We start from the raw sequence: 23,075 nt of genomic DNA on the forward strand, positions 1-23,075 counted from the left end.
TGCGCTCTCTCGCGAGCGCACCGCGAGGTCCTTTCTTGCTTGCCCAAGAAAGGACCCAAAGAAGGGCACCCGGAGCTCGCCCGGGAACCTTGCTCCGGGCACCCCGCGCCGGCGGCGCCGAACTCGCGAAGCTACGCTTCGCTCAGACATCCGGCGCCTTGTTTCCGGCGCGAGGCACCCTCCGCAAGGGGCTCGCAACGGGAGGGGGTAAACCGGAGGCGCTCCGGCCATTGGTGCCCCGGTCCCGGCCCGGCTGATCGTGGGGCGCCCGAATCGTGCATTCCCCGGTTCCTGATGCAGCGGCGGTCCGGTGCACCAACGGATTCAAGCTTTGGTACGGGCCCTTCGCAGAGCTCATTCCCGTCCATCCTTACAAAGGAATCGCGTGTGGGCAGAGGCTCCACCCCGAAACCCTGATGGAAGAAGATCATGTGGCTCGGCAGGGCATGCCCATGGCCCTACCCGGGCACCCTCCCGGTGCCGGGTGTGCAAAGGTGGCTGTGGGAGGCGAGCCCTCTCGCCGATCCGGCATGATCGGTCGCCAACGATCCTGTTCTCGGCCGGGCCGTTCACAGCCGCGGCCTGCCCGCCTGGCGGAAAAGGAACGGGCGGTGGGCCGGCGGCCCCGTTTGCCGCACCGAGCGCAGAGGTCGGGTGCGGGAGAAAAGGCGCTGCTTGTCTGAGCGAAGCGCAGCTTCGCGAGTTCAGCGCCGCCCGCGCCCGGCCTCGGAGCGAGGGAATCCCGGGCCGCGTCAGCGGACCGGGATGCGGCAGTCGGGGTGACTTCTTTGGGTCCTTTCTTGTTCACACAAGAAAGGACCTCGCGGCGCGCTCGCGAGAGAGCGCAACACCCCCGGCGGCAGCCGAAAACCGCCGACTCCGCAGCGTCAGCTCAAGGCCTGGCGGCAGCGGTCAAGCACGGGCACCAGCAGCCCGATCGCTTGCTTGCAAGCTCCTGCAGCCGCATCCGGGCGCCGGTGCGGGTGGCGCCTACGCGCCGTGCCCCGTGCGTTCGCGCAGGGCCGCCACCAGCCCGTCCATCGGCAGGTGTTCGGCCTCGCCGGCGGTGCGGGCCTGGTATTCGAGCTCGCCGGCGTCCAGGCCGCGCTCGCCGATCACGATCCGGTGCGGGATGCCGATCAGCTCCATGTCGGCGAACATTACGCCGGGGCGCTGTTCGCGATCGTCCAGCAGGACCTGGAAGCCGGCGGCCTCGAGCTCGTCGTGCAGCTGTTCCGCGGCCTCGCGCACGCGCTGCGACTTCTTCGCGCCGATCGGGCACAGGGCGATGTCGAACGGGGCGATGGCGGTGGGCCAGCAGATGCCGCGCTCGTCGGAGTTCTGCTCGATGGCGGCGGCGACCACGCGCGAGACGCCGATGCCGTAGCAGCCCATGGTGACGATCTGCTCGCGCCCGTCCTCGTCCAGTACCCGGGCGCCCAGGGCCTCGGAGTACTTGTCGCCGAGCTGGAAGATATGGCCGACCTCGATGCCGCGGCGGATCTCGATGGGGCCGGAGCCGTCGGGCGCGGGTTCGCCCTCGGTGATGTTGCGCAGGTCGGCACCCTCCGGGCGCGGCAGGTCGCGTTCCCAGTTGACGCCGGTCAGGTGGTGGCCGTCCTCGTTGGCGCCGACCACCATGTCGGCCATGCCGAGCACGGCGTGGTCGGCCAGCACCGGGATCGGGCTGTCCACCGGGCCCAGGGAGCCGGGGTCGGTGCCGAACACGGTACGGATCTCGGCCGCCTCTGCCATGCGCAGCGGCTCGGCGATCCAGGGGTGCTTCTCGGCCTTCACGTCGTTGAGTTCGTGGTCGCCACGCAGCACCAGGGCGACCAGATCGGCGTCGATCGCGTCGCTGGCGGCCACCACCAGGGTCTTGACCGTGCGCTCGGTCGGCACGTCGAGGAAGGCCGCGAGATCGGCGATGGTGTGGATGTCCGGGGTGGCGACCTTCTGCAGCGTCTCGGCGGGGGCGGCCGGCGCGGCCGGGCCGGGGCAGGGCGCGAGTTCGACGTTGGCGGCAAAGCCGCCCGGGGAGAAGGCGATCGCGTCCTCGCCGGAGGCGGCCAGCACGTGGAATTCGTGCGAGGCGTTGCCCCCGATCGCGCCGGTATCGGCTTCCACCGCACGGAAATCCAGGCCGCAGCGCTGGAAGATGCGGCAGTAGGCATCGTGCATCTGCTGGTAGGTCTGCCCCAGCGAGTCGGCATCCAGGTGGAAGGAGTAGGCGTCCTTCATCAGGAATTCGCGCGCGCGCATCACGCCGAAGCGCGGGCGGCGCTCGTCGCGGAACTTGGTCTGGATCTGGTAGTAGTTCACCGGCAGCTGGCGGTAGCTGCGGATCTCGCGGCGGACCAGATCGGTGATGACCTCTTCATGGGTCGGGCCATAGCAGAAATCGCGTTCGTGGCGGTCCTTGATGCGCAGCAGCTCGGCCCCGTAGAAGTCCCAGCGCCCGGATTCCTGCCACAGCTCGGCCGGCTGGATGGCCGGCATCAGCACCTCCAGGCCCCCGGCGCGGTCCATCTCCTCGCGCACGATGTTCTCCACCCGGCGCAGCACGCGCAGCCCCAGCGGCAGCCAGGTGTACAACCCGGAGGCGAGCCGGCGGATGTAGCCGGCGCGCAGCATCAGCTGGTGGGAGACGATCTCGGCGTCGGCCGGGGTTTCCTTCAGGGTGTTCAGCGGGAATTGCGAGACGCGCATGGGGCTCGGGCCTTGTGGTCGGTGGTCGTTGAGCGGACGGAGTTCGGGATCAGAACGTGGTGCCGTTGGTGCCCCAGAAATGGCGCGGGGCATCGGCGAACTCGATGTAGACGCGCGCCGGCTCCACGCCCAGTTCGGCCTGCAGGGCGTCGCACAGCTTGCGTGACAGCTCGCGGGTCAGGCCCTCGGGCAGACCGATGCTCTTGAGTTCGCAGTAGGCGAGCGCCTCGGTGCTGCCGCCGAAACGCATGTGGGCGTTGTGGCCGAGGGCGACCATCACGTAGCCCTCGGGCTTGTTCAGCCATTCGGCAACCGCAGTCGACAGGCGGGCGGTGACGGCATCCGGATCGGCGGGCAGGGCAACGTTGGTCTCGATACGCAGCAGTGGCATGGCGGTCTCCCGGGAATGAAACGGCGGTCGGGGAACGTCCCCGTGCGGGTGCCGACATGATACGGACAGACGCGGCGCGGTGCAGGGGGTTGCAGGGCTCTGCTGCAAAACCGACGGGGAAAGCTATACTCCGGGCAGTTACCGGGGTTGCGTTCGGGGATTTGCCTGCCCGTGGCCGGCTCCGTTACATTAGGGAAAACTAATATATTAAAGAACGGCCCCGTGACGGCTGACCGCCCCGCAAGAAGGGTGGCAGGAGAGGGCCGAATATCCGGAAGGACCACACCATGACACGACTCCCGATCCTCGGGGCCGCGCTGCTTGCGCTGGCTCTGCCGCTGACGGCCCAGGCCGATGATCTGCCCTTTGAAACCGCCGAAGCCGAGCGTCTGACCCTGCCGCAGGAGCGTGTGCTGGATGGCCGTGTCGAGGCGGTCCAGCGCTCCACCATCTCGGCCCAGACCTCCGGGCGGGTCCGCGAGATCTACGTGGACGTGGATGACTTTGTCGAGGAAGACGAGCTCCTGCTGCGCATCAGCGATGTCCAGCAGCAGGCGCGTCTGAGTCAGGCCGAGGGTGACCTGGCCGATGCGCGGGCACGTTTCCGCGAGGCGCGTTCGGAGTTCGAGCGCATTCGCGAGGTGTTCGAGCAGAACGTGGTGTCGCGCTCGGAGTTCGAGCGCGCCGAGGCCCAGCTGGAATCGGCCCGTGCGCGCCTGCGCTCGGCCGAGGGGCGGGTGGACGAAGCCCGCGAACAGCTGGGTTACACCGAGGTGTATGCGCCGTACTCCGGGATCGTGACCGAGCGCATGGTCGAGGTCGGGGAATCGGTGTCGCCGGGATCGCCACTTCTGGCGGGACTGAGCCTGGATCGCCTGCGGGTCGAGGTGGACGTCCCGCAGCGCCTGATGCCCGGGTTGCGGGATCGCCGCGAAGCCGAGGTCATCCTGGATTCCGGTGAGCGGATCGCCGCCGAGAATCTGACCCTCTTCCCCTACGCGGATCCGCGGAGCGGCACCTTCCGGGTGCGCGTGAACCTGCCCGAGGACGAGAACAATCGTGGTCTGTTTCCCGGCATGTTCGTGAAATCGGCTTTCGTGGTGGACGAGGTCGAGCGGCTGATGGTGCCGCAGGAGGCCGTGGCCTATCGCTCCGAGGTGATCGCGGTGTACGTGATCGACGAACAGGGCCGGGTGCGCTTTCGTCAGGTCCGGACCGGGCGCGAGCATGACGGCATGATCGAAATCCTGGGCGGGCTGCGCGAGGGTGAACGCGTCGCCCTGGATCCGGTGCATGCCGCGATCTTCATGAAGGAACACCAGCAGGTGACGCGATGAGCGGCGGCAGCGCGGAAGCGGCTCCGGAGCGCATGGGGATCTCCGGGCGCATCGCGAAGGCGTTTCTGACGACCCAGATCACGCCCCTGCTGGCGCTGGTGGGCCTTTTGCTGGGGTTGTTCGCCATCCTGGTGACCCCGCGCGAGGAAGAGCCGCAGATCAACGTCACCATGGCGGACGTGTTCATCCCGTTCCCCGGAGCCAGCGCCGAGGAGGTGGCCCACCTGGTTTCCACGCCGGCGGAGCAGGTGCTGTCCGAGATCGAGGGGATGGATGACATCTACTCCACCTCGCGTCCGGACATGGCGCACATCACCGTGCAGTTCGAGGTCGGCGAGGACCGCACCGCGGCGCTGGTACGGCTGTACAACCAGATCTTCTCCAACGATGACTGGATACCGCAGAACCTCGGGGTCGGCGAGCCGATGGTGCGGCCGATGGGCATCGACGACGTGCCCATCGTCAACGTGACCCTGTGGACCGAGGACGAGGAGCGCGGCGGACACGACCTGCTGCGGGTGGCCCACGGGCTGGAAACGCAGCTCAAGCGCGTCTCCGGCACGCGCGACATCTACACCGTGGGCGGGCCCGATCACGTGGTTCACGTGCGCTTCAAGCCGGAGATGCTGGCGGCGCACAACCTCGCGGTGGACGACCTGCGCGAGGCCCTGGCAGTGTCGAACTTCTCGCGCGATGCCGGGCATCTGTATCAGGACGACGAGGAGATCCTGATCCAGGCCGGCGATTTCATCACCGAGCCCGAGGCGTTTGCGCGGCTGGTGGTGGGGATGCATGACGGACGTCCGGTGCATCTGGAAGACGTGGCCGAGGTCGAACAGGGCCCCGGCTATCCGAGCGAGCAAGTACGCTTCGCCCATGGTGCCGCGGCCGAGGGCGGCGGGCACATCGGCCAGAGTCACCCGGCGGTGACCGTGGCGGTGGCCAAGCAGCCCGGCACCAACGCCCCTGACATCGCCGACCAGGTCATCGAGCGTCTGGATCAGCTGAAGGGGACTTACATTCCCGAGGGCGTGGAGGTCTCGATTACCCGCAATTACGGGCAGACGGCCGAGGACAAGGCGTCCACGCTGATCCAGAAGCTGATGCTGGCGACCGCATCGGTGATCATTCTGGTATGGATCGCCCTGGGCTGGCGTGAAGCCTTCATCGTCGGCGTGGCGGTGATCATTACCCTGGCGCTCACGCTGTTCGCGTCCTGGGCCTGGGGCTTTACCCTCAACCGGGTGTCGCTGTTCGCGCTGATCTTCGCCATCGGCATCCTGGTGGACGACGCGATCGTGGTGGTGGAGAACATCCACCGACACATGGTCCAGGGCGGGCGCAAGTTCCTCGAATCCATCCCGCTGGCGGTGGACGAGGTGGGCGGCCCGACCATCCTCGCGACCTTTACCGTGATCGCGGCGCTGCTGCCCATGGCCTTCGTTACCGGGCTGATGGGGCCGTACATGAGCCCCATCCCGATCAACGCCTCCATGGGGATGGTCCTGTCGCTGGCGGTGGCCTACGTGGTGACTCCGTGGCTGACCTACAAGGTGCTGCGGCGTCAGGGCGAGCAGCTGGAGGCCGGCGGCGGCCATGGTGCGCACGAGGGCGAAGCTGCTTCTGCCGGCCTGATGCGCCTGTTCAATTTCGTCCTGCTTCCGTTCCTGGGAACCGGCGGGCGGAAGAAGGTGAATCGCATGGTGCTGTGGATCGGCACGCTGGTGCTGATCCTGGGCTCGGTGTCGCTGGCGTATTACCAGCTGGTGGTGCTGAAAATGCTGCCATTCGACGACAAGTCGGAGTTCCAGGTCGTGCTGGACATGCCCGAGGGCACCAGTCTGGAACGCACCGGCCAGGTGCTGGGCGAGATGGCCGACTACCTCAAGACGGTGCCCGAGGTGCACGACGTGCAGACCTACGCGGGCACGGCCACGCCCATCAACTTCAATGGCCTGGTGCGGCAGTACTACCTGCGCGAGGGCAGCCATGTCGGCGACATCCAGGTGAACCTTGTGCACGACTCCGAGCGTGACCGCCGCAGCCACGACATCGCGCTGTCGGTGCGCGACGAGATCAATGCCATCGCCGGGCGCTATGACGGCGCGGCGGTCAAGGTGGTCGAGGTGCCGCCGGGACCGCCGGTGATGTCGCCGATCGTCGCCGAGATCTACGGTCCGGACTACGACGGTCAGATCGAGGTGGCGAAGCAGGTGCGCGAGGTGTTCGAGGACACCGAGGGTCTCACCGACATCGATGACTTGGTGGAACACCCGGGGCCGAAGAAGATCCTGCAGGTGGACCGCGAGCGCGCCGCGCACCTGGGTGTGCCGCAGATGGCCGTGGTCGAGGCCATCGATACTGCGCTGTCGGGCGAGGATGTCACCTACCTCTACGGCTCGAACATCAAGTACGCGGTACCGGTCCGTCTGGAGTTCGATCGCGCGGAGAAGGGCAGCCTGGAGCCGGTTCTGGGACTCAAGGTCCGCTCGCAGAGCGGGGAGCTGGTGCCGCTGTCCGAGGTAGTGACCGTGGTGGATTCGAGTCGCGAGCACTCCATCCATCACAAGAACCTGCTGCCGGTGGTCTATGTCCAGGGTGACCTGGCGGGGGGTCTGGACAGTCCGCTGTACGGCATGTTCGACATGTTCTTCGGGCTGCGCGACACGCCCATGGTCCATGGCGAGCCGCTGGAACAGCGGTTCATCAGCCAGCCGGGCGATCCGTATAACTACAGCCTGAAATGGGACGGCGAGTGGCAGGTGACCTACGAGACCTTCCGCGACATGGGCATCGCCTATGGCGTGGGGCTGATCCTGATCTATCTGCTGATCGTCGCGCAGTTCCGCTCGTACATGGTGCCACTGGTCATCATGGCACCCATCCCGCTCACGGTGATCGGGGTGATGCCGGGACACGCCCTGGTGGACGCGTTCTTCATGGACGCCAAGTTCACGGCGACCTCGATGATCGGGATGATCGCGCTGGCCGGGATCATCGTGCGCAACTCGATTCTGCTGGTGGACTTCATCAACGATGAGCTGCGTCGCGGGGTGGATACCATCGAGGCGGTCGTGCATGCCGGTGCGGTACGCGCCAAGCCCATCGTGCTGACGGGCCTGGCGGCGATGGTCGGGGCCGGGTTCATCCTGGATGACCCGATCTTCTCCGGGCTGGCGATCTCGCTGATCTTCGGGGTGTTCGTCTCCACGGTGCTGACCCTGGTCATCATCCCGGTGCTGTACTACCTCTACGTGCGCAACCGGGTGGATCAGATCCGCGAGCAGGCGGCGTAAGCCAGGGGGCATTGCCTGGCAATGGCACGACCGGAGTCCGGCGTTTTCGCCGGGCGACGGTACCGGCATACAATCGGGGGCCCGAACGAACCGGAGTGGCTCGATGAATGTGGACATGGGAGACGAGGGCCTGGATGTCACCGGGATCAGTCGCGAACAGTGCGCGACCCTGGTGGAGGCCCTGAAGGCCAGCAGTGATCAGAGTTTCATGGAGGATCCGGAGCTGCGCAAGCTGTTCAAGCTGCTCGCCGTGCTGCAAAGCGATCTGTGGGACGAGATGACCGCGGGTCAGTTCGATTTCAGTCAGTACAAGAAGCAGTAAGCCACTGCAGGAGCCTGTCATGTCCGATCCGTCCGGCGGCCGCCCCTCGAATTTCGTCATCGGCAATATCCTGCTGGGGCTGGCGGCCCTGATGCTGTTCTTTTTCGTTCCGCTGTGGGAGCGGATCGGCGTGGTGGCCCTGTTCCTGTGGATGGTCCTCGCTGCGGCGGGGGTGTACTTCATCGTGAAGGACAAGGACATAACGCCCGGTGGACCGCCGAACTGATGCCCCCGGGGCGGGGGAGCAGGCAGCCGGTTTCGAGGGTCCGGACACCGTGTCCGGCGGGCGCTCGCGGGCCGCTTTTCCGACCTTTCTGAGCGAGCGGCTCGCGCGCCTGCGCGATATTGCCGGCGAGATCGACCAGCTTGAATGCTCCGGTGACTGTGTGGACCGGCTGTATCGCGAGGTCAGTGCCCTGGCCCGCGTTGCGCGGATCCACGGGGTGCAGGAGATCCTGCGCCTGGCCGAGTCACTACAGGCCACCCTGGCCGGGCTGCGGGCCCGTCCGAATACCGCCGATCGCGAACTGCTGCGTCTGGGCCTCGCGCGCCTGGAGGCCGCCGCGGAGGCCTGGGCGCGTCAGGAACAGGGGGTGCCGGAGACGCGCCTCCAGCCGCAGGTGTCGGCGGATGCGGGTGGCGGCCGGGTGCAGGTGGTCGCGGAGGACCCGGAAGTGGGCGAGGCGGTGGCGGGCATGCTGTGCGACCGCGGCTTCGCCGTGGTGCTGACCGGCGCCGAACCGGAGGCGGCGGGCGCCGGCGGGTTCACCGCGCGGGTGGTCTGCGTCGGCGAGGTGGCCCCGGAGTCCGCGGTGCTCACGCGACTGCAGGAGCCGGGACGCGGGTTTCTGCCGACCCTGGTGGTGGCGCGCTCCTGGAGCCCCGGGGCGCGCCTGCAGGCCGTGCGCGAGGGCGCGGCCCGCTGCCTCGATTACCCGCTGGCGGACGATACCCTGCTGGAGCAGTTGGTGCAGATCGGCGGGGTGGTCGCGGAAACGGGGTACCGGGTGCTCCTGGCGAGTGCCCGCCCCGAGGCCGCCGACGATACCCTGGCGGCGGGCCTGCGGGAGGCCGGACTGACGGTGGAGGTCCAGCCGGACCCCGATGCCGCGCTGGTCCGCCTCCACAGCGGCGAGGTCGAGGTCCTGGTGCTGGATCTGGACGAAGGGGGGTGCAGCGCCGCGGAGTTCGCGGCGCTGCTGCGCACCCGCGACAACGGTTCCTCCAGCCCCATGCTGGTCCTGACCGCCGATCCCGGGCGGGTGAACGAGCTGATGGCCCCGCACCCCGGGGCCAGCGGGGTGTTCCTCAAACCGGTGGAACCGCGCCGCCTGGCGGATACGGTGGTGGCGCGTGCCCGCCAGCAGCGGCAGATGGACGGGGTGACCCGTGCTTATCGCCAGGCATTGTACGAGCGTGAGCGCGAACACCTGGCGGTCAACGAGCACGCGCTGGTGAGCATCACCGACGTGGCCGGCGACATCATCTATGCCAACGAGCGGTTCGCGCGGGTCAGCGGCTATAACGTATCCGAGCTGCTGGGGCGCAACCATCGCCTGCTGAAATCGGGGGTGCACACTCCCTCGGTCTATGCGGAACTCTGGGAAACCATTGCCGCGGGCCGCATCTGGCAGGGCGAGCTCTGCAACCGCGCGCGGGACGGCTCGCTGTACTGGGTCGAGACCACCATCGTTCCCTATCTGGATGGCGACGGCCTGCCGTATCAGTACGTGTCGATCCGCACCGACATCACCACGGTGAAGCGTCAGGAGCATCGCCTGCGCAGCAGCCAGCGCTTCGCCAACATGGGGACCTGGGAATGGACCCCGGGACGCGAGGAACTGCAGTGGTCCGAGCGTATCGCGCCCCTGCTGGGCCACTCTCACGGAGACCTCGAGCCCACGGTGGAAAACTTTCTCGGTGCCGTGCACCCGGAGGATCGCGAGCGGGTGGAAAACGCCATCCGCAGTTCCCTGCGTCGCGGGTCCTATCTCGAACTGGAGCACCGGGTGGTCTGGCCGGATGGCACGGTTCGCTGGCTGCTGCAGCGCGGTGACGTCGAGCGCGACGCCAGTGGCGGCGTGCTGCACATGCTGGGTGTGTCGCAGGACATCACCAAGCGCAAGCAGTCCGAGCTGGCGTTGACCCGTCAGACCACGCGGCTGCGCGAAGCCCAGCGCCTTGCGCGCGTGGGGCACTGGGAACACGATCCGGTGACCGGGGCGCTGTGGTGGTCCGACGTGGTCTACGAGATCTTCGCCCTGTCCCCGGGCGACGCCCCGGTGAGCATGGAGGGCTTTCGTGCGTTCGTGCACCCCGAGGATCGCGAGCGGCTCGACCGCGAATATGCCGGGGTGCTGGCCGAGGGGCGGGGCGAGGTGTTTCTGCGCATCCGGCGCGATGACGGCGAACTGCGGCACCTGCATCTGATTGCCCATGGCGAAAGCACCGGGGGCCGGGAACAGAACGGCCGGCTGACCGGAACCGTTCAGGATGTCACCGAGCTGCAGCAGGCCCAGGAGGAACTGTCGCTGTTCCGGCGCATCTTCGAGGCCTCGGAACAGGCGATCTCGGTCGCCGACCGGGAAGGCCGCATGGTGTACAACAACCCCGCGGTGCTGGAGATGACCGGCTTCGAGGAGGCCGATCTGGCGGGCCGATCCTATCGCGAACTGATCCCGGCGGAGGCGGAACAGTCGGCGCGCGAGATCGACGAAATCCGCGAGGCTGGCGGGGCCTGGACCGGTCAGCTGCCGATCCGCTGCCGCGACGGCGCGGTGTTCATGTCCAGCAGTACCATCGGCGTGGTGCGTGACAGCCGTAGCGAGCCGCAGTACATCTTCAACATCTTCGGTGACTTCACCGCCGAACTGCAGCGCCGCGCCGAACTGCAGCGGGCCCGCGAGGAGGCCGAGCAGGCGAGCCGGGCGAAGTCCGACTTCCTGTCCAACATGAGCCACGAGCTGCGCACGCCGATGAACGCCATCCTGGGCTTTGCCCAGCTGTTGCAGCGCGACACGTCGCTGGGCGAGCGCCAGCAGAGTCAGCTGGACGAGATCGCCCGCGCCGGTCGGCACCTGCTGGAGCTGATCAACGAGATCCTGGACCTCGCGCGCATCGAATCGGGGCGGCTGCAGGTGATGCCGGAACCGGTGGACGTGGCGGACGTGGTGGACGAGTGCCTGTCGTTGCTGCGGCCGCTGGCACAGGAGCGCGAGGTTCGCCTGGAAGGCGCGCGGGCGGCCACCGCGGATGCCCCCCGCGTGCAGGCCGACCGTACCCGGCTCAAACAGGTCCTGCTGAATCTCTTGTCCAACGCCATCAAGTACAACCGCGAAGGCGGGCGGGTGACGCTGCTGGGCGCCCCGGGGCAACAGGGGCTGCAGCTGGAGGTACATGACACCGGCCCCGGACTGACCGCCGAGCAGCAGGAACGGCTGTTCCAGCCCTTCGACCGGCTGGAGGCGGACGCCAGCGGGGTGGAGGGCAGCGGGGTGGGACTCACCATTACCCGGCACCTGGTGGAGATGATGGACGGCCGGCTGGGCGTGACGAGCACGCCGGGCGAGGGTTCCTGCTTCTGGTTCGAACTGCCGCTGGCGGCGGACAGCGATCCCGGGGCAACACCCGGGGGCGGGCCCGATCACCCGGCCGCGACCGGCGCCACGGAACTGCCGGCGTCCGGCACGCCGCGCACGGTGCTGTGCATCGATGATCAGCCGGCCAACCTGCGCTTGATGGAAGAGGTCCTGGGGCCGGAGCCGGACCTGGAAACGGTGGTGGCCGAGACCCCCCTGAAGGGCCTGGAGGAGGCGGCACGGCTGGCGCCGGACCTGATTCTGCTGGATCTGGCGATGCCCGGCATGGACGGTTATCAGGTGCTGCGCGCGTTGCGGGCCGACGACCTGCTGGCCGGCGTCCCGGTGCTGGCGGTGACCGCCGATGCCACCGACCCGACGCGTGAGCGTGCGCTGGCGGCCGGTTTCGCTGAGGTGATCACCAAGCCGGTGGATCCGGCCGGACTGCGTGAACGGGTGCGCCAGGCGTTCGCGGGCAGCGCTCAGAGGTAGAGCCAGGCGACGATCGCGACCGCGGCGACCACCGCCACCGCGTCGGCGCTCAGCGCGGCGGCCAGGGTGTGGCGTACCCGCTTGACCCCGATCGCGCCGAAATACACCGCGAGCACGTAGAAGGTGGTCTCGGTGGAACCCTGCAGGGTGGACACCAGCATGCCGACGTGGGTATCCGGCCCGGTGGCGGGATCCTGCATGATCCCGGCCATGATCCCGTAGGCCCCGGATCCGGACAGCGGGCGCAGCAGCGCCATCGGCAGGGCCTCGGCGGGCAGTCCGAAGGGTGTGGTCCACGGCCCGACCAGCCCGACGAACATCCCCAGCGCGCCGCTCTCGCGCAGCATGCCCACCGCGACCAGGATCGCCACCAGATACGGGATGATCCGCAGGGCCACGTTGAAGCCTTCCTTTGCCCCCTCGACGAAGACCTCGTATACCGGCACGCCGCGGATGACGCCATAGGTGAGGAAGCCCACCACCAGTCCCGGGATGATCCACGGGGCGATGGCCTGGCCGTAGATGATGGTCAGCGGGATGATCGCCAGCACCCCCAGCAGGACCAGGATCGAGACCCAGGCGGGATAGCCCTCGGCCGGGACCTCGATGTTCATCGGCTGGGGCTGCTCGCCCGGCTCCGTGTCCCGGTCCGCATCGGAACGCCGGTCCCCGGGGTCGGCTTCGGCGTCGGGGTCGTCAAGGCCGCCGGGCGGGATCTCGCGGGTGGCCGCCGGGGGGCGGAACCAGCGTTGCAGGACCAGCGCGCTGGTGATTCCGGCGACCGTGGCGAACAGCGTCGCGAACAGCGTGGTCGGCAGGATGGCGGCCGGATCCTCCGAGCCCAGCGAGGCACGCAGCGCGATCACCCCGGTGGGCAGCAGGGTGATGCTGGAGGTGTTGATCGCCAGGAACAGCGCCATCGCGTTGGTGGCGGTGCCCGGGTGGGGATTGAGCTTCTCCAGCTCCTGCATCGCGCGGATGCCGAAGGGCGTGGCGGCATTGCCCAGGCCCAGAATGTTGGCGGAGAAGTTGAGGATCATCGCGCCCATTGCCGGATGTTCCGGCGGGACGTCGGGGAACAGGCGCACCATCAGCGGCCGCAGCAGGCGGGCGAGGACGGTGAGCAGGCCGCCGGCCTCGGCGATCTTCATCAGGCCCAGGAACAGCGCCATCACCCCGACCAGCCCCAGCGCCAGTTCCACCGCGGCGCCGGCTGCCTCCACTGCGCCTTCGGAGAGGTCCGCCATGGGGCGTTCCTCCGGATCGGTGGAGCGCAGCTCGCGCAGCGCCGCGGTGGTGAACGCGATGACGACCAGCGCAAGAAAGATCGCGTTCATGCGCCGGGGGCCGTGATGTTCAGCGGTTCTCGCCGCGCGAGACCAGCCGCAGGAAGGCGTCCATCCAGCGCGCCGGCAGGATCGCCTTGAGGAAGGCGAACAGATGCGTGGGGAAGGTCACGCGGTAGCGCAGCTTCGGCCGCCGCGCCTCCAGGGCGTGGATCACGCAGCGGGTCACGGCCTCCGGCCCGAGGGTGAACGGGGCGTCGGCCTCCGCGTTCGCCATGCGCGCCTCGGCGGCCTCGTAGGTCCGCGCCCAGGGGCTGTGTGCCCGGTGGATGTGCTGGCGGAAGGCCTTCAGCGCGTTGGCGCGGAATTCGGAGCGGATGGGACCCGGCTGGATGATGGAGACCCGGACGCCGCTGCCGTGGAGCTCCTGGCGCAGGGTGTCGGACATCCCCTCGATCGCGAACTTGGAGGTGACGTAGGCCCCGCGCAGGCGCAGCGGGGCGAAGCCCAGCACCGACGAGTTCTGGATAATGCGCCCCTCGCCGGCGCGGCGCATCGCCGGGATCACCAGGTTGGTGAGCTCCAGCCAGCCCAGCACGTTGGTCTCCAGCTGGGCGCGCAGGGCGGCGCGCGAGAGGTCTTCCACCGCCCCCGGCTGGCCGTAGGCGCCGTTGTTGAACAGGCCGTAGAGCTTCCCGCCGGTGCGGTGCAGGACCTCGTGCGCCGCGCTGCGGATGCTGGCGGAGTCGTTGAGGTCCAGTTGCAGGGCCTCGAAACCCTCGTTCTTCAGACGCGAGATGTCTTCCGCGGCGCGCGCGGTGGCGAACACGCGATAGCCACGGTCGCGCAGAGAACGGGCTGCGTGGGCCCCGATCCCGGAGGAGCAGCCGGTGATCAGGACGGCGCGGGCATCGGTATCGGCGGCACTCACGAGGGATCCCCCGGAATCAGTAGGTGAGGGAGGCGACACCGTCCTCGACGACCTCGCCGATGAAGGCCCCGCCGCCACGCATGCCATCGAGCTCGGGCACCGCGTTGTCCAGCGTCAGGCCGTTTTCGTCCATCGCGCCGGCGCAGGCGTAGAATCGCGCGCCGGCCTCGTGGGCGTCCTGCATGAAACTGTAGACCGATTTTTCCTGCGCTTCGCCCGGGTACATCTGCTCGGCCACGCCCCGGCGCAGCAGACGGGTGGTCTGCGCGGCGAAGTAGATCTCCACTTCCAGATCCATGGCGGCGGCCACGGTGGCCTGGAAGAACGGCGCGCCCAGGGTGCCGGGGCGGTCGAGGTCCAGGTTCAGGAGCATGATCACGATCTTGTCGGCCATCTCTTCTCTCGCTTTTCAGGGCGGGTTGGATACGGTTTGCGCAATGCGCTGCATGATCCGACCTCCGGCCGCGCGAAGCAATCGCCATGGATGCTTTTAATCCGGGCCGCCGCCCGCATAATACGGCTATCCACTGTTGATCGATGAACCGACTTCGGGAGAATACCGTCATGCCGATCTATGAATACGCCTGCCAGGAATGCCGCCAGGTCTCCGAGATCCTGCAGAAGATCTCCGACCCGCCCGCCACCACCTGCCCGCAGTGCGGCGCCGAAGCCCTGACCAAGCAGGTCTCGGCCGCCGGGTTCCGCCTGTCGGGCGGCGGCTGGTACGAGACCGACTTCAAGCAGGGCGGGCAGCGCAACCTGAAGGACGGTGCAGGTTCCGGGGGGAGTTCCGGTGCGGACAGTTCGGGGAGTTCGGGTTCCGGTGACAGCGGTGGCAAGGCTGCCGCGTCCGGAGGCTGAGCCGTATGCTGGCCGCGCTCCGGCGTTACGTGATCGCGGGCCTGCTGGTCTGGTTGCCACTGGTGGTGACCGGCTACGTCATCAAGCTGCTGGTGGACCTGCTGGATTACAGCGTGCTGGTGCTGCCGGAGGCCTGGCGCCCGGAGGCATGGCTGGGCTTCGACCTGCCGGGTGCCGGGGTGGTGCTGGCGGTGGCGATCGTGCTGGTGACCGGGATGATCGTGGCCAACATCGTTGGCCGCCGTCTGGTGCACCTGGGCGAGGCGGTGGTGCGGCGCATCCCGCTGGTGAGCACCATCTATGGCGCGGTGAAACAGGTTACCGAGACGGTCTTCACCAACGGCGGGGAGTCGTTTCGCAAGGTGGTGATGATCGAGTATCCCCGTCGGGGGACCTGGTCCATCGCGTTTCTGACCGGTACCGCCACTCCGGAGACCCGCGAACGCACCGGCGAGGACATGGTGACGGTGTTCGTGCCCACCGCCCCCAACCCGACCTCCGGCTTCGTCCTGCTGACCCCGCGCACCGAGGTCACCGAGCTGGACATGTCGGTGGAGGACGGGCTCAAGTTCGTGATGTCGCTGGGGGTGGTGATACCGTCCGATGATCCCGTCAGCGCGCCGCTTCCGGTTGCGCGGGACGGGGGCAGGCCGTAACATTTCCGGCCCTTTGACGGGCGTGACGCGCCCGTTTTCCCCGATCAACCCGCGCGGCCGCCATCACCGGCATGCCGCGCCCGGCAGCTGGAACGGCGCAATGCGAACGCATCTCTGTGGGCAGGTCACCGAACGCGACCTCGATTCCGAAGTGACCCTGTGTGGCTGGGTCAACCGCCGCCGCGACCACGGCGGCGTGATCTTTGTCGATCTGCGTGATCACGCGGGACTGGTGCAGGTGGTGTTCGATCCCGACCGTGCCGAGGTCTTTGCGCGCGCCGAACAGCTGCGCAGTGAATACGTGATCCGCATGACCGGGCGCGTACGCCGGCGCCCGGAAGGCACCGAAAACCCCGAGCTGACCACCGGCGCGGTGGAGATCCTCGGGCTGGAGCTGGAGGTGCTGAACGCGGCGAAGACGCCGCCGTTCCCGCTGGATGACGAGGACGTGGGCGAGGATACCCGCCTGCGCTATCGCTACATGGATCTGCGCCGGCCGGTGATGCAGGAGCGCCTGCGCCTGCGCGGGCGGGTCACCGCGGCGATGCGCCGGTTCCTCGAGGAGCGCGACTTCCTCGATCTCGAGACGCCGATGCTGACGCGTGCGACCCCCGAGGGCGCGCGCGATTACCTGGTGCCGTCGCGCACCCACGCGGGCAGCTTCTTCGCCCTGCCGCAGTCGCCGCAGCTGTTCAAGCAGCTGCTGATGATGTCCGGCATGGACCGCTACTACCAGATCACCCGCTGCTTCCGCGATGAGGATCTGCGTGCCGACCGCCAGCCGGAGTTCACCCAGCTGGACATGGAGATGGCGTTCGTCGACGAGGCCGACGTGATGGGCGTGACCGAGGAGCTGATGCGTCATCTGTTCCGCGAGGTCATGGGCATCGAGCTGGACGATCCGTTCCCGCGCATGAGTCATGCCGAGGCGATGACCCGCTTCGGCTCCGACAAGCCGGATCTGCGCATCCCGCTGGAGTTCACCGAGCTGACCGAGGTGATGCAGGCGGTGGAGTTCAAGGTCTTCAACGCGCCGGCGAACGACCCCGAAGGGCGGGTGGCCGCCCTGCGCGTGCCGGGCGGGGCGGAGCTGACCCGCAAGGAGATCGACGGCTACACCGAGTTCGTCGGACGCTACGGGGCGAAGGGTCTTGCGTACATCAAGGTCAACGACCCCGCCGATCCTGCGAACGGGCTGCAGTCGCCGATCCTGAAGTTCCTGCCCGAGGACGTGATCCGCGAGATTCTCGCGCGTACTGGCGCGGCCGCCGGCGACCTGATCTTCTTCGGCGCGGACCGCGCCGACGTGGTGAACGAGGCGCTGGGTGCGCTGCGCGTGCAGGTCGGCCATGATCGCGGCCTGGTCGAGCCCGGCTGGCGCCCGCTGTGGGTGGTGGATTTCCCGATGTTCGAGTGGGATCCGGACGACAAACGCCTGTACGCCCTGCATCACCCGTTCACCGCCCCGGCCACCGACAGCCCCGACGCTCTGCGCGAGAACCCGCGCGAGGCCATGTCGCGGGCCTACGACATGGTGCTTAACGGCACTGAGGTCGGCGGTGGCTCCATCCGTATCCACAACCCGGAGATGCAGCAGGCCGCGTTCGAGGCGCTGGGCATCGGCGAGGAAGAGGCGCGCGAGAAATTCGGCTTCCTGCTGGATGCGCTGAACTTCGGCGCCCCGCCGCATGGCGGCCTGGCGTTCGGGCTGGATCGGCTGGTGATGTTGATGAGCGGCGCCCACTCGATCCGCGACGTGATGGCGTTCCCCAAGACCCAGACCGCGGCCTGTCTGCTGACCGACGCCCCGGCGCCGGTGGGCGAGAAGCCGCTGCGCGAACTGGGCATCCGCCTGCGGGCCGGGGTTGCCGGCGACGGCGCGCAATAGGCCCGGGGGCAGCGCGGCGATGACGGCCATGCGGACCACGGTGGTGACCCTGCATGGCTGGCACATGACCGGGGTGGAGATGGTGCTGCTGCGGCGCCGTCTGCGCGCGGCGGGCTACCGGGTGCGGGCGTTTCGCTATCCGTCGCGCCGGGCCAGTCCCGAGGAAGTCGCGCGCGCCCTGGCGGCCTGGCTGGAGACCCTGCCGGACGACATGGTGCACCTGGTCGGCCACAGCCTTGGCGGGGTGATCCTGCGGCACCTGTTCGCGGTGGCGCCGGTGCAGCGGCCGGGGCGCGTGGTGATGCTGGGTTCCCCGCTCGCCGGCAGTCGGGTGGCCGCGCGGCTGGCCGCCAACCGGGCCGGGCGCTGGTGGTTGGGGCGCGCGCTGGATCGCGGTCTGCTGGGCGGCAGCCCGGTGCTGCGCGGGCGCCAGGTGGGGATGATCGCCGGTACCCGCGGGCGTTTTCCGGGGCCGCTGCTGACCGAACTGCCCGAACCGCATGATGGCCTGGTCGCGGTGGAGGAGACCCGGGGGCCGGAAGTGTCCCGGCATCTCCAGGCACCGGTCACCCACATGGGCCTGATCTTCAGCGATCCGGTCGCGCAGGCCGTCGCGCATTTCCTGGAGCACGGGGAATTCGACCTCTGAACCCCGTTACACTGAGCAGCGTTTCCCTGAGCACAGGCAACGAGGAGGCGGAACACCATGGCCGGTCACAGCAAGTGGGCGAACATCAAGCACCGCAAGAGTGCGCAGGACGCCAAGCGCGGCAAGCTGTTCACCAAGCTGATCCGCGAAATCACCGTCGCCGCGCGCCATGGCGGGCCGGATCCGGAGACCAATCCGCGGCTGCGTCTGGCCTTTGACAACGCCCTCAAGAACAACATGACGCGCGACACCATCGAGCGCGCGGCGAAGCGGGGTGCCGGGGAGACCGAGGGCGAGGCCTACGAGGAGCTGCGCTACGAGGGCTACGGCCCCGGGGGGGCGGCGATCATGGTCGACTGCATGACCGACAACCGCAATCGTACGGTGTCGGAGGTGCGCCATGCCTTCAACAAGATGGGCGGCAATCTCGGCACCGACGGTTCGGTGGCCTATCTGTTCGAGAAGAAGGGCGTGATCAGCTTTGCTCCGGGGCTGGACGAGGAGACGGTGATGGAGCCGGCGCTGGAGGGCGGTGCCGAGGACGTGCTGGTGGACGATGACGGTTCCATCGAGGTCCTCACCGACCCGGACGCCTATCAGGACGTGCGTCAGGCCCTGCTGGATCACGGTCTGGAGCCGGAAAATTCGGAGGTCACCATGCGTCCGGAGACCCTTTCCCCGCTGGACGAGGAAACCGCCGAGACGGTGCTGAAGCTCCTGAACATGCTGGACGATCTGGACGATGTGCAGAACGTCTACACCAACGCCAACTTCCCCGAAGGGGTGGGCGGCGATGGTTGAGCTCCGGATTCGGCGGCGGGGCTGAAGCGGTGCGCATCCTCGGCATTGATCCCGGTTCGCGCCTGACCGGTTTCGCGGTGATCGAAACCGGGTCGCGGCAGTCGCGCTCGCTGGGGCACGGCGTGGTGCGCCCGCGGGCGAAGGCGTTCCCCGAGCGCCTCGGCGAGATCTTTGCGGGGATCGAGGAGGTGATCGCCGAGCTGGCCCCCGACGTGCTCGCGATCGAGAGCGTGTTCGTCGCACGCAATGCGCAGTCCGCGATCAAGCTCGGGCAGGCGCGCGGGGCGGCAATCTGTGCCGCTACCCGGGCGGGGTTGCCCGTCCACGAATACACCCCGCGCGCGATCAAGCTGGCCGTGGTCGGGGTTGGCGGTGCCGGCAAGGAGCAGGTACAGCACATGACGCAGCAGATCCTTTCTCTCGGCGAACCGGCGTCCAGCGACGCCGCCGACGCCCTGGCCGTGGCGCTGTGCCATGCGCATACCGATGCCAGCCAGGCGCGGTTGCAGCCGGCCGCCGCCATCGGCGGAGGCCGCACATGATCGCGCGTCTGGAGGGGACCCTGATCAGTCGCGAGCCCGGCGGCGTGCTGCTGGACGTTGGCGGCGTCGGCTACGAGGTGGACGTGCCGGTGTCCACGCTGGCCCTGTTACCGGACCCGGGCGAGACCGTGGTGCTGGCCACCCATCTGGTGGTGCGCGAGGACGCCCATCAGCTGTACGGGTTCCATCATCGCCGCGACCGTGACCTGTTCCGCCGGCTGATCCGGGTGAACGGCATCGGTGCGCGTCTGGCGCTGGCGATGCTGTCGACCTATGCCGGCGACGAGCTCGCCGGGCTGATCCGGTCCGGCGACACCACCGGGCTGGCGAAGGTGCCCGGGATCGGCAAGCGCACAGCCGAACGCGTGGCCCTGGAGCTGGGCGAGCGTCTGGGCGAACTCGGCTTTGGCGGGTCGGCTCCGGAGGCGGGGGGCGATGCGGCGCCGGTTACGGCCGGCCCGTCGATGGAGGACGAGGCCCTGGCGGCGCTGGAGGCCCTGGGCTATGCGCGTGCCAGCGCGGAGAAGATGGTGGCCGCGGTGCGCGAACAGGCGGATTCGGTGGAGACCCTGGTGCGCCTCGCCCTGCGTGCGACCGTGCGTTCCTGAGGCTGCATGCCGGGCGGGCGTGATCCGGCCCGGATTCCGCGAAAACCACAGCCGGGAGCCCCTGTAAATGGTTCCCGGCAGGATGCATACTGCAGCGCATGGAATCCCGCCTGGTCGACATGCAGCATCAGTCCGAGGACGCCGGCGCCGAAGTGAGCCTGCGGCCGAAACGGCTGACGGACTACACCGGCCAGCCGCAGGTCGTGGAACAGCTGGGTCTGTTCATCGATGCCGCCCGCGGCCGGGGCGAGGCCCTGGATCACACCCTGGTGGCCGGTCCGCCGGGGCTGGGCAAGACGACCCTGGCGCACATCGTCGCCCACGAACTGGGGGTGGGGCTGCGCCAGACCTCCGGCCCGGTGCTGGAACGCGCCGGGGATCTGGCCGCGATCCTCACCGCGCTGGAACCGCGCGATGTGCTGTTCGTCGACGAGATCCACCGCCTGCCCACGGTGGTGGAAGAGGTGCTGTACCCCGCGCTGGAGGACTCGCAGCTGGACATCGTGATCGGCGAAGGGCCGGCCGCGCGCTCCATCAAGGTCGATCTGCCGCCATTCACCCTGGTCGGGGCCACCACCCGCGCGGGGCTGCTGTCGGCGCCGCTGCGTGACCGTTTCGGCATCGTGCAACGCCTCAATCATTATTCCGTCACCGACCTGGCGCATATTGTCGAGCGGGCCGCCGGGCTGCTGGGCGTGGGCATCGATGCCGCCGGGGCCGAGGCCATCGCGCGGCGCGGGCGTGGGACCCCGCGGCTGGCCAATCGCCTGCTGCGGCGGGTGCGCGACTACGCCGAGGTGCGCGCCAGCGGGGTGATTACCGCCGAGGTCGCGGAGCACGGTCTGGATCTGCTGGCGATCGACGCCGGTGGCCTGGACGCCCAGGACCGGCGCCTGCTGGAGGTGCTGGTGGACAAGTTCGATGGCGGGCCGGTGGGCGTGGAGAGCCTGGCCACCGCGCTCAACGAGGATCGCGGCACCCTCGAGGACGTGGTCGAGCCGTTCCTGATCCAGCAGGGTTACCTGCAGCGCACCCCGCGCGGCCGCCAGGCCACCCGGCGCACCCTGGCGATGTTCGATCTGCCCGGCGGGGACGGCGACCTGCTGGCCGGCGGAGGGCGTGCATGACTGCAGCCACGGATTTTCGCTGGCCGGTGCGCGTCTATTACGAGGACACCGACGCCGGCGGGCTGGTCTACCATGCCAACTACCTGAAATTCATGGAACGGGCGCGCACGGAATGGCTGCGGGAACTCGGCTACGGGCAGGACCGTCTGAGGGCCGATTGCGGTGTGGTGCTCGCGGTCCGTCGCGCCAGCCTGGACCTGCGCCGGCCGGCGCGTTTCGACCAGTCCCTGGAAGTGACGTGCCGGCCGCAGCGGCTGCGCCGCGCGAGCGTGGGGTTTTACCAGGAGGTTATCCGCGACGGCGAGGTGCTGGTGCAGGGCGAGGTAATGATCGCCTGCATGGATCCGGATCGGGGCGTGCCGGCCCCGGTGCCCGAGCCCGTACACCGCGCGATGCAGACGGCCATCGCAGACACGACCGAAGCAACCGGCTGAGGGGGAGGACCCGTGGAAGTCGATTTTTCGATGTACCAGCTCATCATGGAGGCCAGTCTGGTGGTCCAGCTGGTGATGATCATCCTTGTGCTGGCCTCGGTGTTCTCGTGGCTGGCCATCATCGTAAAGGCGCGCACGCTGCGCGGCGTGGACCGTGCGGCCGATGACTTCGAGGAACGTTTCTGGTCGGGCGCGGATCTGTCCCATCTCTACGAGGGATTGCGGCGCAAGACCGTACTGAACCCGATGGAACATGTGTTCTCCTCCGGGTTCAAGGAGTTCCTGCGTGCGCGCCAGCACGGAATGGCGCCCGCCGAGCCGGCCCAGGGCGCGATGCGGGTGGCGATCTCGCGCGAGCTGGACGGCATGGAGCGCTATCTGCAGTTCCTGGCCACGGTCGGGTCGACCAGCCCGTACATCGGCCTGTTCGGTACCGTCTGGGGCATCATGCATGCGTTTCTCGGGCTTTCCGGGGTGCAGCAGGCGACCCTGGCAATGGTCGCCCCGGGCATTGCCGAGGCCCTGATCGCGACCGCGCTGGGGCTGTTCGCGGCGATCCCGGCGGTGATCGCGTACAACCGTTTCTCGGGGGACGTGGATCGCATCGCCGGGCGGTTGGAGAACTTCAGCGAAGAGTTCGCGGGCCTGCTCAACCGCCAGTCCCATCCGCGCGCAAGCGAGGCGTCGGTCGCCACGACCGGCGAATAAACCATGGCGAAGACCTCGCTCCGCAGTCAGCGTCGCAGCCGGCGGCCGATGTCGCAGATCAACGTCGTGCCGTTCATCGACGTGATGCTGGTGCTGCTGATCATCTTCATGATCACCGCGCCCATGCTGCAGCAGGGGGTGGAAGTGGATCTGCCCGAGGCTCAGGCCGAGGCGCTGGATGACGGGACCGAGGCGGCCGAACCGCTGGTCGTCACGGTGGACGCCGCGGGCGCGCTGAGCCTCAACCAGGGACCGCGGGTGAATGAACCGCTGGCGCCCGAGGAGATGACCGAGATCGTTATCCAGTTCCTCGAGGACCACCCGGGCACGCAGACCTACGTGCGCGGCGACCGCAATGTGGACTACGGACGGGTGATCGACGCGATGATCGCGCTGCAGCGGGCAGGGGGCGGCCGCGTGGGCCTGATCACCGAACCGCCGCGCGACGACTGAACCGGC

General features: G+C 68.5%; 21 protein-coding genes. 16 read left to right on the forward strand and 5 right to left on the reverse strand.

Features of this window, described 5'->3' with window-relative positions:
- Positions 1–990: 990 nt before the first annotated feature.
- Positions 991–2,709 (reverse strand): proline--tRNA ligase, encoded by a 1,719-nt coding sequence (locus D893_RS07515; protein ID WP_110619480.1) that lies wholly within the window; start codon positions 2,707–2,709, stop codon positions 991–993.
- A 49-nt stretch (positions 2,710–2,758) separates the two neighbouring features.
- Complete coding sequence (locus D893_RS07520; RefSeq protein WP_018946422.1) at positions 2,759–3,100, reverse strand: phenylpyruvate tautomerase MIF-related protein; 342 nt, start codon at positions 3,098–3,100, stop codon at positions 2,759–2,761.
- A gap of 287 nt (positions 3,101–3,387) precedes the next feature.
- On the opposite strand from D893_RS07520, the gene D893_RS07525 reads away from it, so the two are divergent.
- The 5 genes from D893_RS07525 (at position 3,388) to D893_RS07545 (ending at position 12,125) form a co-directional block, all read left to right on the forward strand.
- The gene (locus D893_RS07525) at positions 3,388–4,437 is read left to right on the forward strand and encodes an efflux RND transporter periplasmic adaptor subunit (protein ID WP_110619481.1); all 1,050 of its coding nucleotides are present in this window, start codon (positions 3,388–3,390) and stop codon (positions 4,435–4,437) included.
- Positions 4,434–7,733, forward strand: a complete 3,300-nt coding sequence (locus D893_RS07530; RefSeq protein ID WP_110619482.1) for an efflux RND transporter permease subunit — start codon at positions 4,434–4,436, stop codon at positions 7,731–7,733. Before D893_RS07525 ends, D893_RS07530 begins: the two co-directional genes overlap by 4 nt.
- 103 nt (positions 7,734–7,836) lie before the next feature.
- On the forward strand, positions 7,837–8,055 hold the full coding sequence (locus D893_RS07535; RefSeq protein WP_018870032.1) for a hypothetical protein: 219 nt from the start codon (positions 7,837–7,839) through the stop codon (positions 8,053–8,055).
- Between the two features lie 19 nt (positions 8,056–8,074).
- Positions 8,075–8,281, forward strand: a complete 207-nt coding sequence (locus D893_RS07540) for a hypothetical protein (protein ID WP_018870031.1) — start codon at positions 8,075–8,077, stop codon at positions 8,279–8,281.
- Positions 8,265–12,125, forward strand: a complete 3,861-nt coding sequence (locus tag D893_RS07545; protein ID WP_110619483.1) for a PAS domain-containing protein — start codon at positions 8,265–8,267, stop codon at positions 12,123–12,125. The genes D893_RS07540 and D893_RS07545 overlap by 17 nt, the downstream gene beginning before the upstream one ends.
- Here the strand turns inward: D893_RS07545 and D893_RS07550 are convergent.
- From D893_RS07550 to D893_RS07560, 3 genes are read right to left on the reverse strand one after another with little or no spacing between them, the layout of a single operon-like run.
- The gene (locus D893_RS07550; RefSeq protein ID WP_018946418.1) at positions 12,116–13,462 is read right to left on the reverse strand and encodes a nucleoside recognition domain-containing protein; all 1,347 of its coding nucleotides are present in this window, start codon (positions 13,460–13,462) and stop codon (positions 12,116–12,118) included. The genes D893_RS07545 and D893_RS07550 overlap by 10 nt on opposite strands.
- A 19-nt stretch (positions 13,463–13,481) precedes the next feature.
- Positions 13,482–14,342, reverse strand: coding sequence for an SDR family oxidoreductase (locus D893_RS07555; protein ID WP_110619484.1), 861 nt, complete (start codon positions 14,340–14,342; stop codon positions 13,482–13,484).
- A 16-nt stretch (positions 14,343–14,358) separates the two neighbouring features.
- Entirely contained in the window at positions 14,359–14,736 is a 378-nt protein-coding gene (locus D893_RS07560) for a DsrE family protein (RefSeq protein ID WP_018946416.1), read from the reverse strand.
- A 170-nt stretch (positions 14,737–14,906) separates the two neighbouring features.
- On the opposite strand from D893_RS07560, the gene D893_RS07565 reads away from it, so the two are divergent.
- The 11 genes from D893_RS07565 to tolR all read left to right on the forward strand — a co-directional run bounded on the left by D893_RS07565 (position 14,907) and on the right by tolR (position 23,069).
- A complete protein-coding gene (locus tag D893_RS07565) occupies positions 14,907–15,203 on the forward strand; it encodes a zinc ribbon domain-containing protein (protein WP_018946415.1) in 297 nt (98 codons plus the stop codon).
- 5 nt (positions 15,204–15,208) lie between these two features.
- Entirely contained in the window at positions 15,209–15,859 is a 651-nt protein-coding gene (locus tag D893_RS07570) for a DUF502 domain-containing protein (protein ID WP_018946414.1), read from the forward strand.
- A gap of 100 nt (positions 15,860–15,959) precedes the next feature.
- A complete protein-coding gene (gene aspS, locus D893_RS07575) occupies positions 15,960–17,747 on the forward strand; it encodes an aspartate--tRNA ligase (RefSeq protein WP_018946413.1) in 1,788 nt (595 codons plus the stop codon).
- Between the two features lie 19 nt (positions 17,748–17,766).
- Positions 17,767–18,396: an alpha/beta hydrolase gene (locus D893_RS07580; protein ID WP_018946412.1), complete on the forward strand. Its 630-nt coding sequence runs from the start codon at positions 17,767–17,769 to the stop codon at positions 18,394–18,396.
- Positions 18,397–18,453: 57 nt separating this feature from the next.
- Positions 18,454–19,197 (forward strand): YebC/PmpR family DNA-binding transcriptional regulator, encoded by a 744-nt coding sequence (locus D893_RS07585; RefSeq protein WP_018870022.1) that lies wholly within the window; start codon positions 18,454–18,456, stop codon positions 19,195–19,197.
- Between the two features lie 29 nt (positions 19,198–19,226).
- Positions 19,227–19,739, forward strand: coding sequence for a crossover junction endodeoxyribonuclease RuvC (gene ruvC / locus D893_RS07590; RefSeq protein ID WP_018946411.1), 513 nt, complete (start codon positions 19,227–19,229; stop codon positions 19,737–19,739).
- Positions 19,736–20,347: a Holliday junction branch migration protein RuvA gene (gene ruvA / locus D893_RS07595; protein ID WP_018946410.1), complete on the forward strand. Its 612-nt coding sequence runs from the start codon at positions 19,736–19,738 to the stop codon at positions 20,345–20,347. Before ruvC ends, ruvA begins: the two co-directional genes overlap by 4 nt.
- Before the next feature lie 98 nt (positions 20,348–20,445).
- Entirely contained in the window at positions 20,446–21,474 is a 1,029-nt protein-coding gene (gene ruvB / locus D893_RS07600; protein ID WP_018946409.1) for a Holliday junction branch migration DNA helicase RuvB, read from the forward strand.
- On the forward strand, positions 21,471–21,908 hold the full coding sequence (ybgC, locus tag D893_RS07605; RefSeq protein WP_018946408.1) for a tol-pal system-associated acyl-CoA thioesterase: 438 nt from the start codon (positions 21,471–21,473) through the stop codon (positions 21,906–21,908). Before ruvB ends, ybgC begins: the two co-directional genes overlap by 4 nt.
- A 30-nt stretch (positions 21,909–21,938) precedes the next feature.
- Positions 21,939–22,616, forward strand: a complete 678-nt coding sequence (gene tolQ / locus D893_RS07610; protein WP_024329003.1) for a protein TolQ — start codon at positions 21,939–21,941, stop codon at positions 22,614–22,616.
- A 3-nt stretch (positions 22,617–22,619) separates the two neighbouring features.
- On the forward strand, positions 22,620–23,069 hold the full coding sequence (gene tolR / locus D893_RS07615) for a protein TolR (RefSeq protein WP_018946406.1): 450 nt from the start codon (positions 22,620–22,622) through the stop codon (positions 23,067–23,069).
- The last annotated feature ends 6 nt before the right edge of the window (positions 23,070–23,075 follow it).

Source organism: Thioalkalivibrio sp. ALE21 (assembly GCF_003208255.1).
GTDB lineage: Bacteria > Pseudomonadota > Gammaproteobacteria > Ectothiorhodospirales > Ectothiorhodospiraceae > Thioalkalivibrio > Thioalkalivibrio halophilus.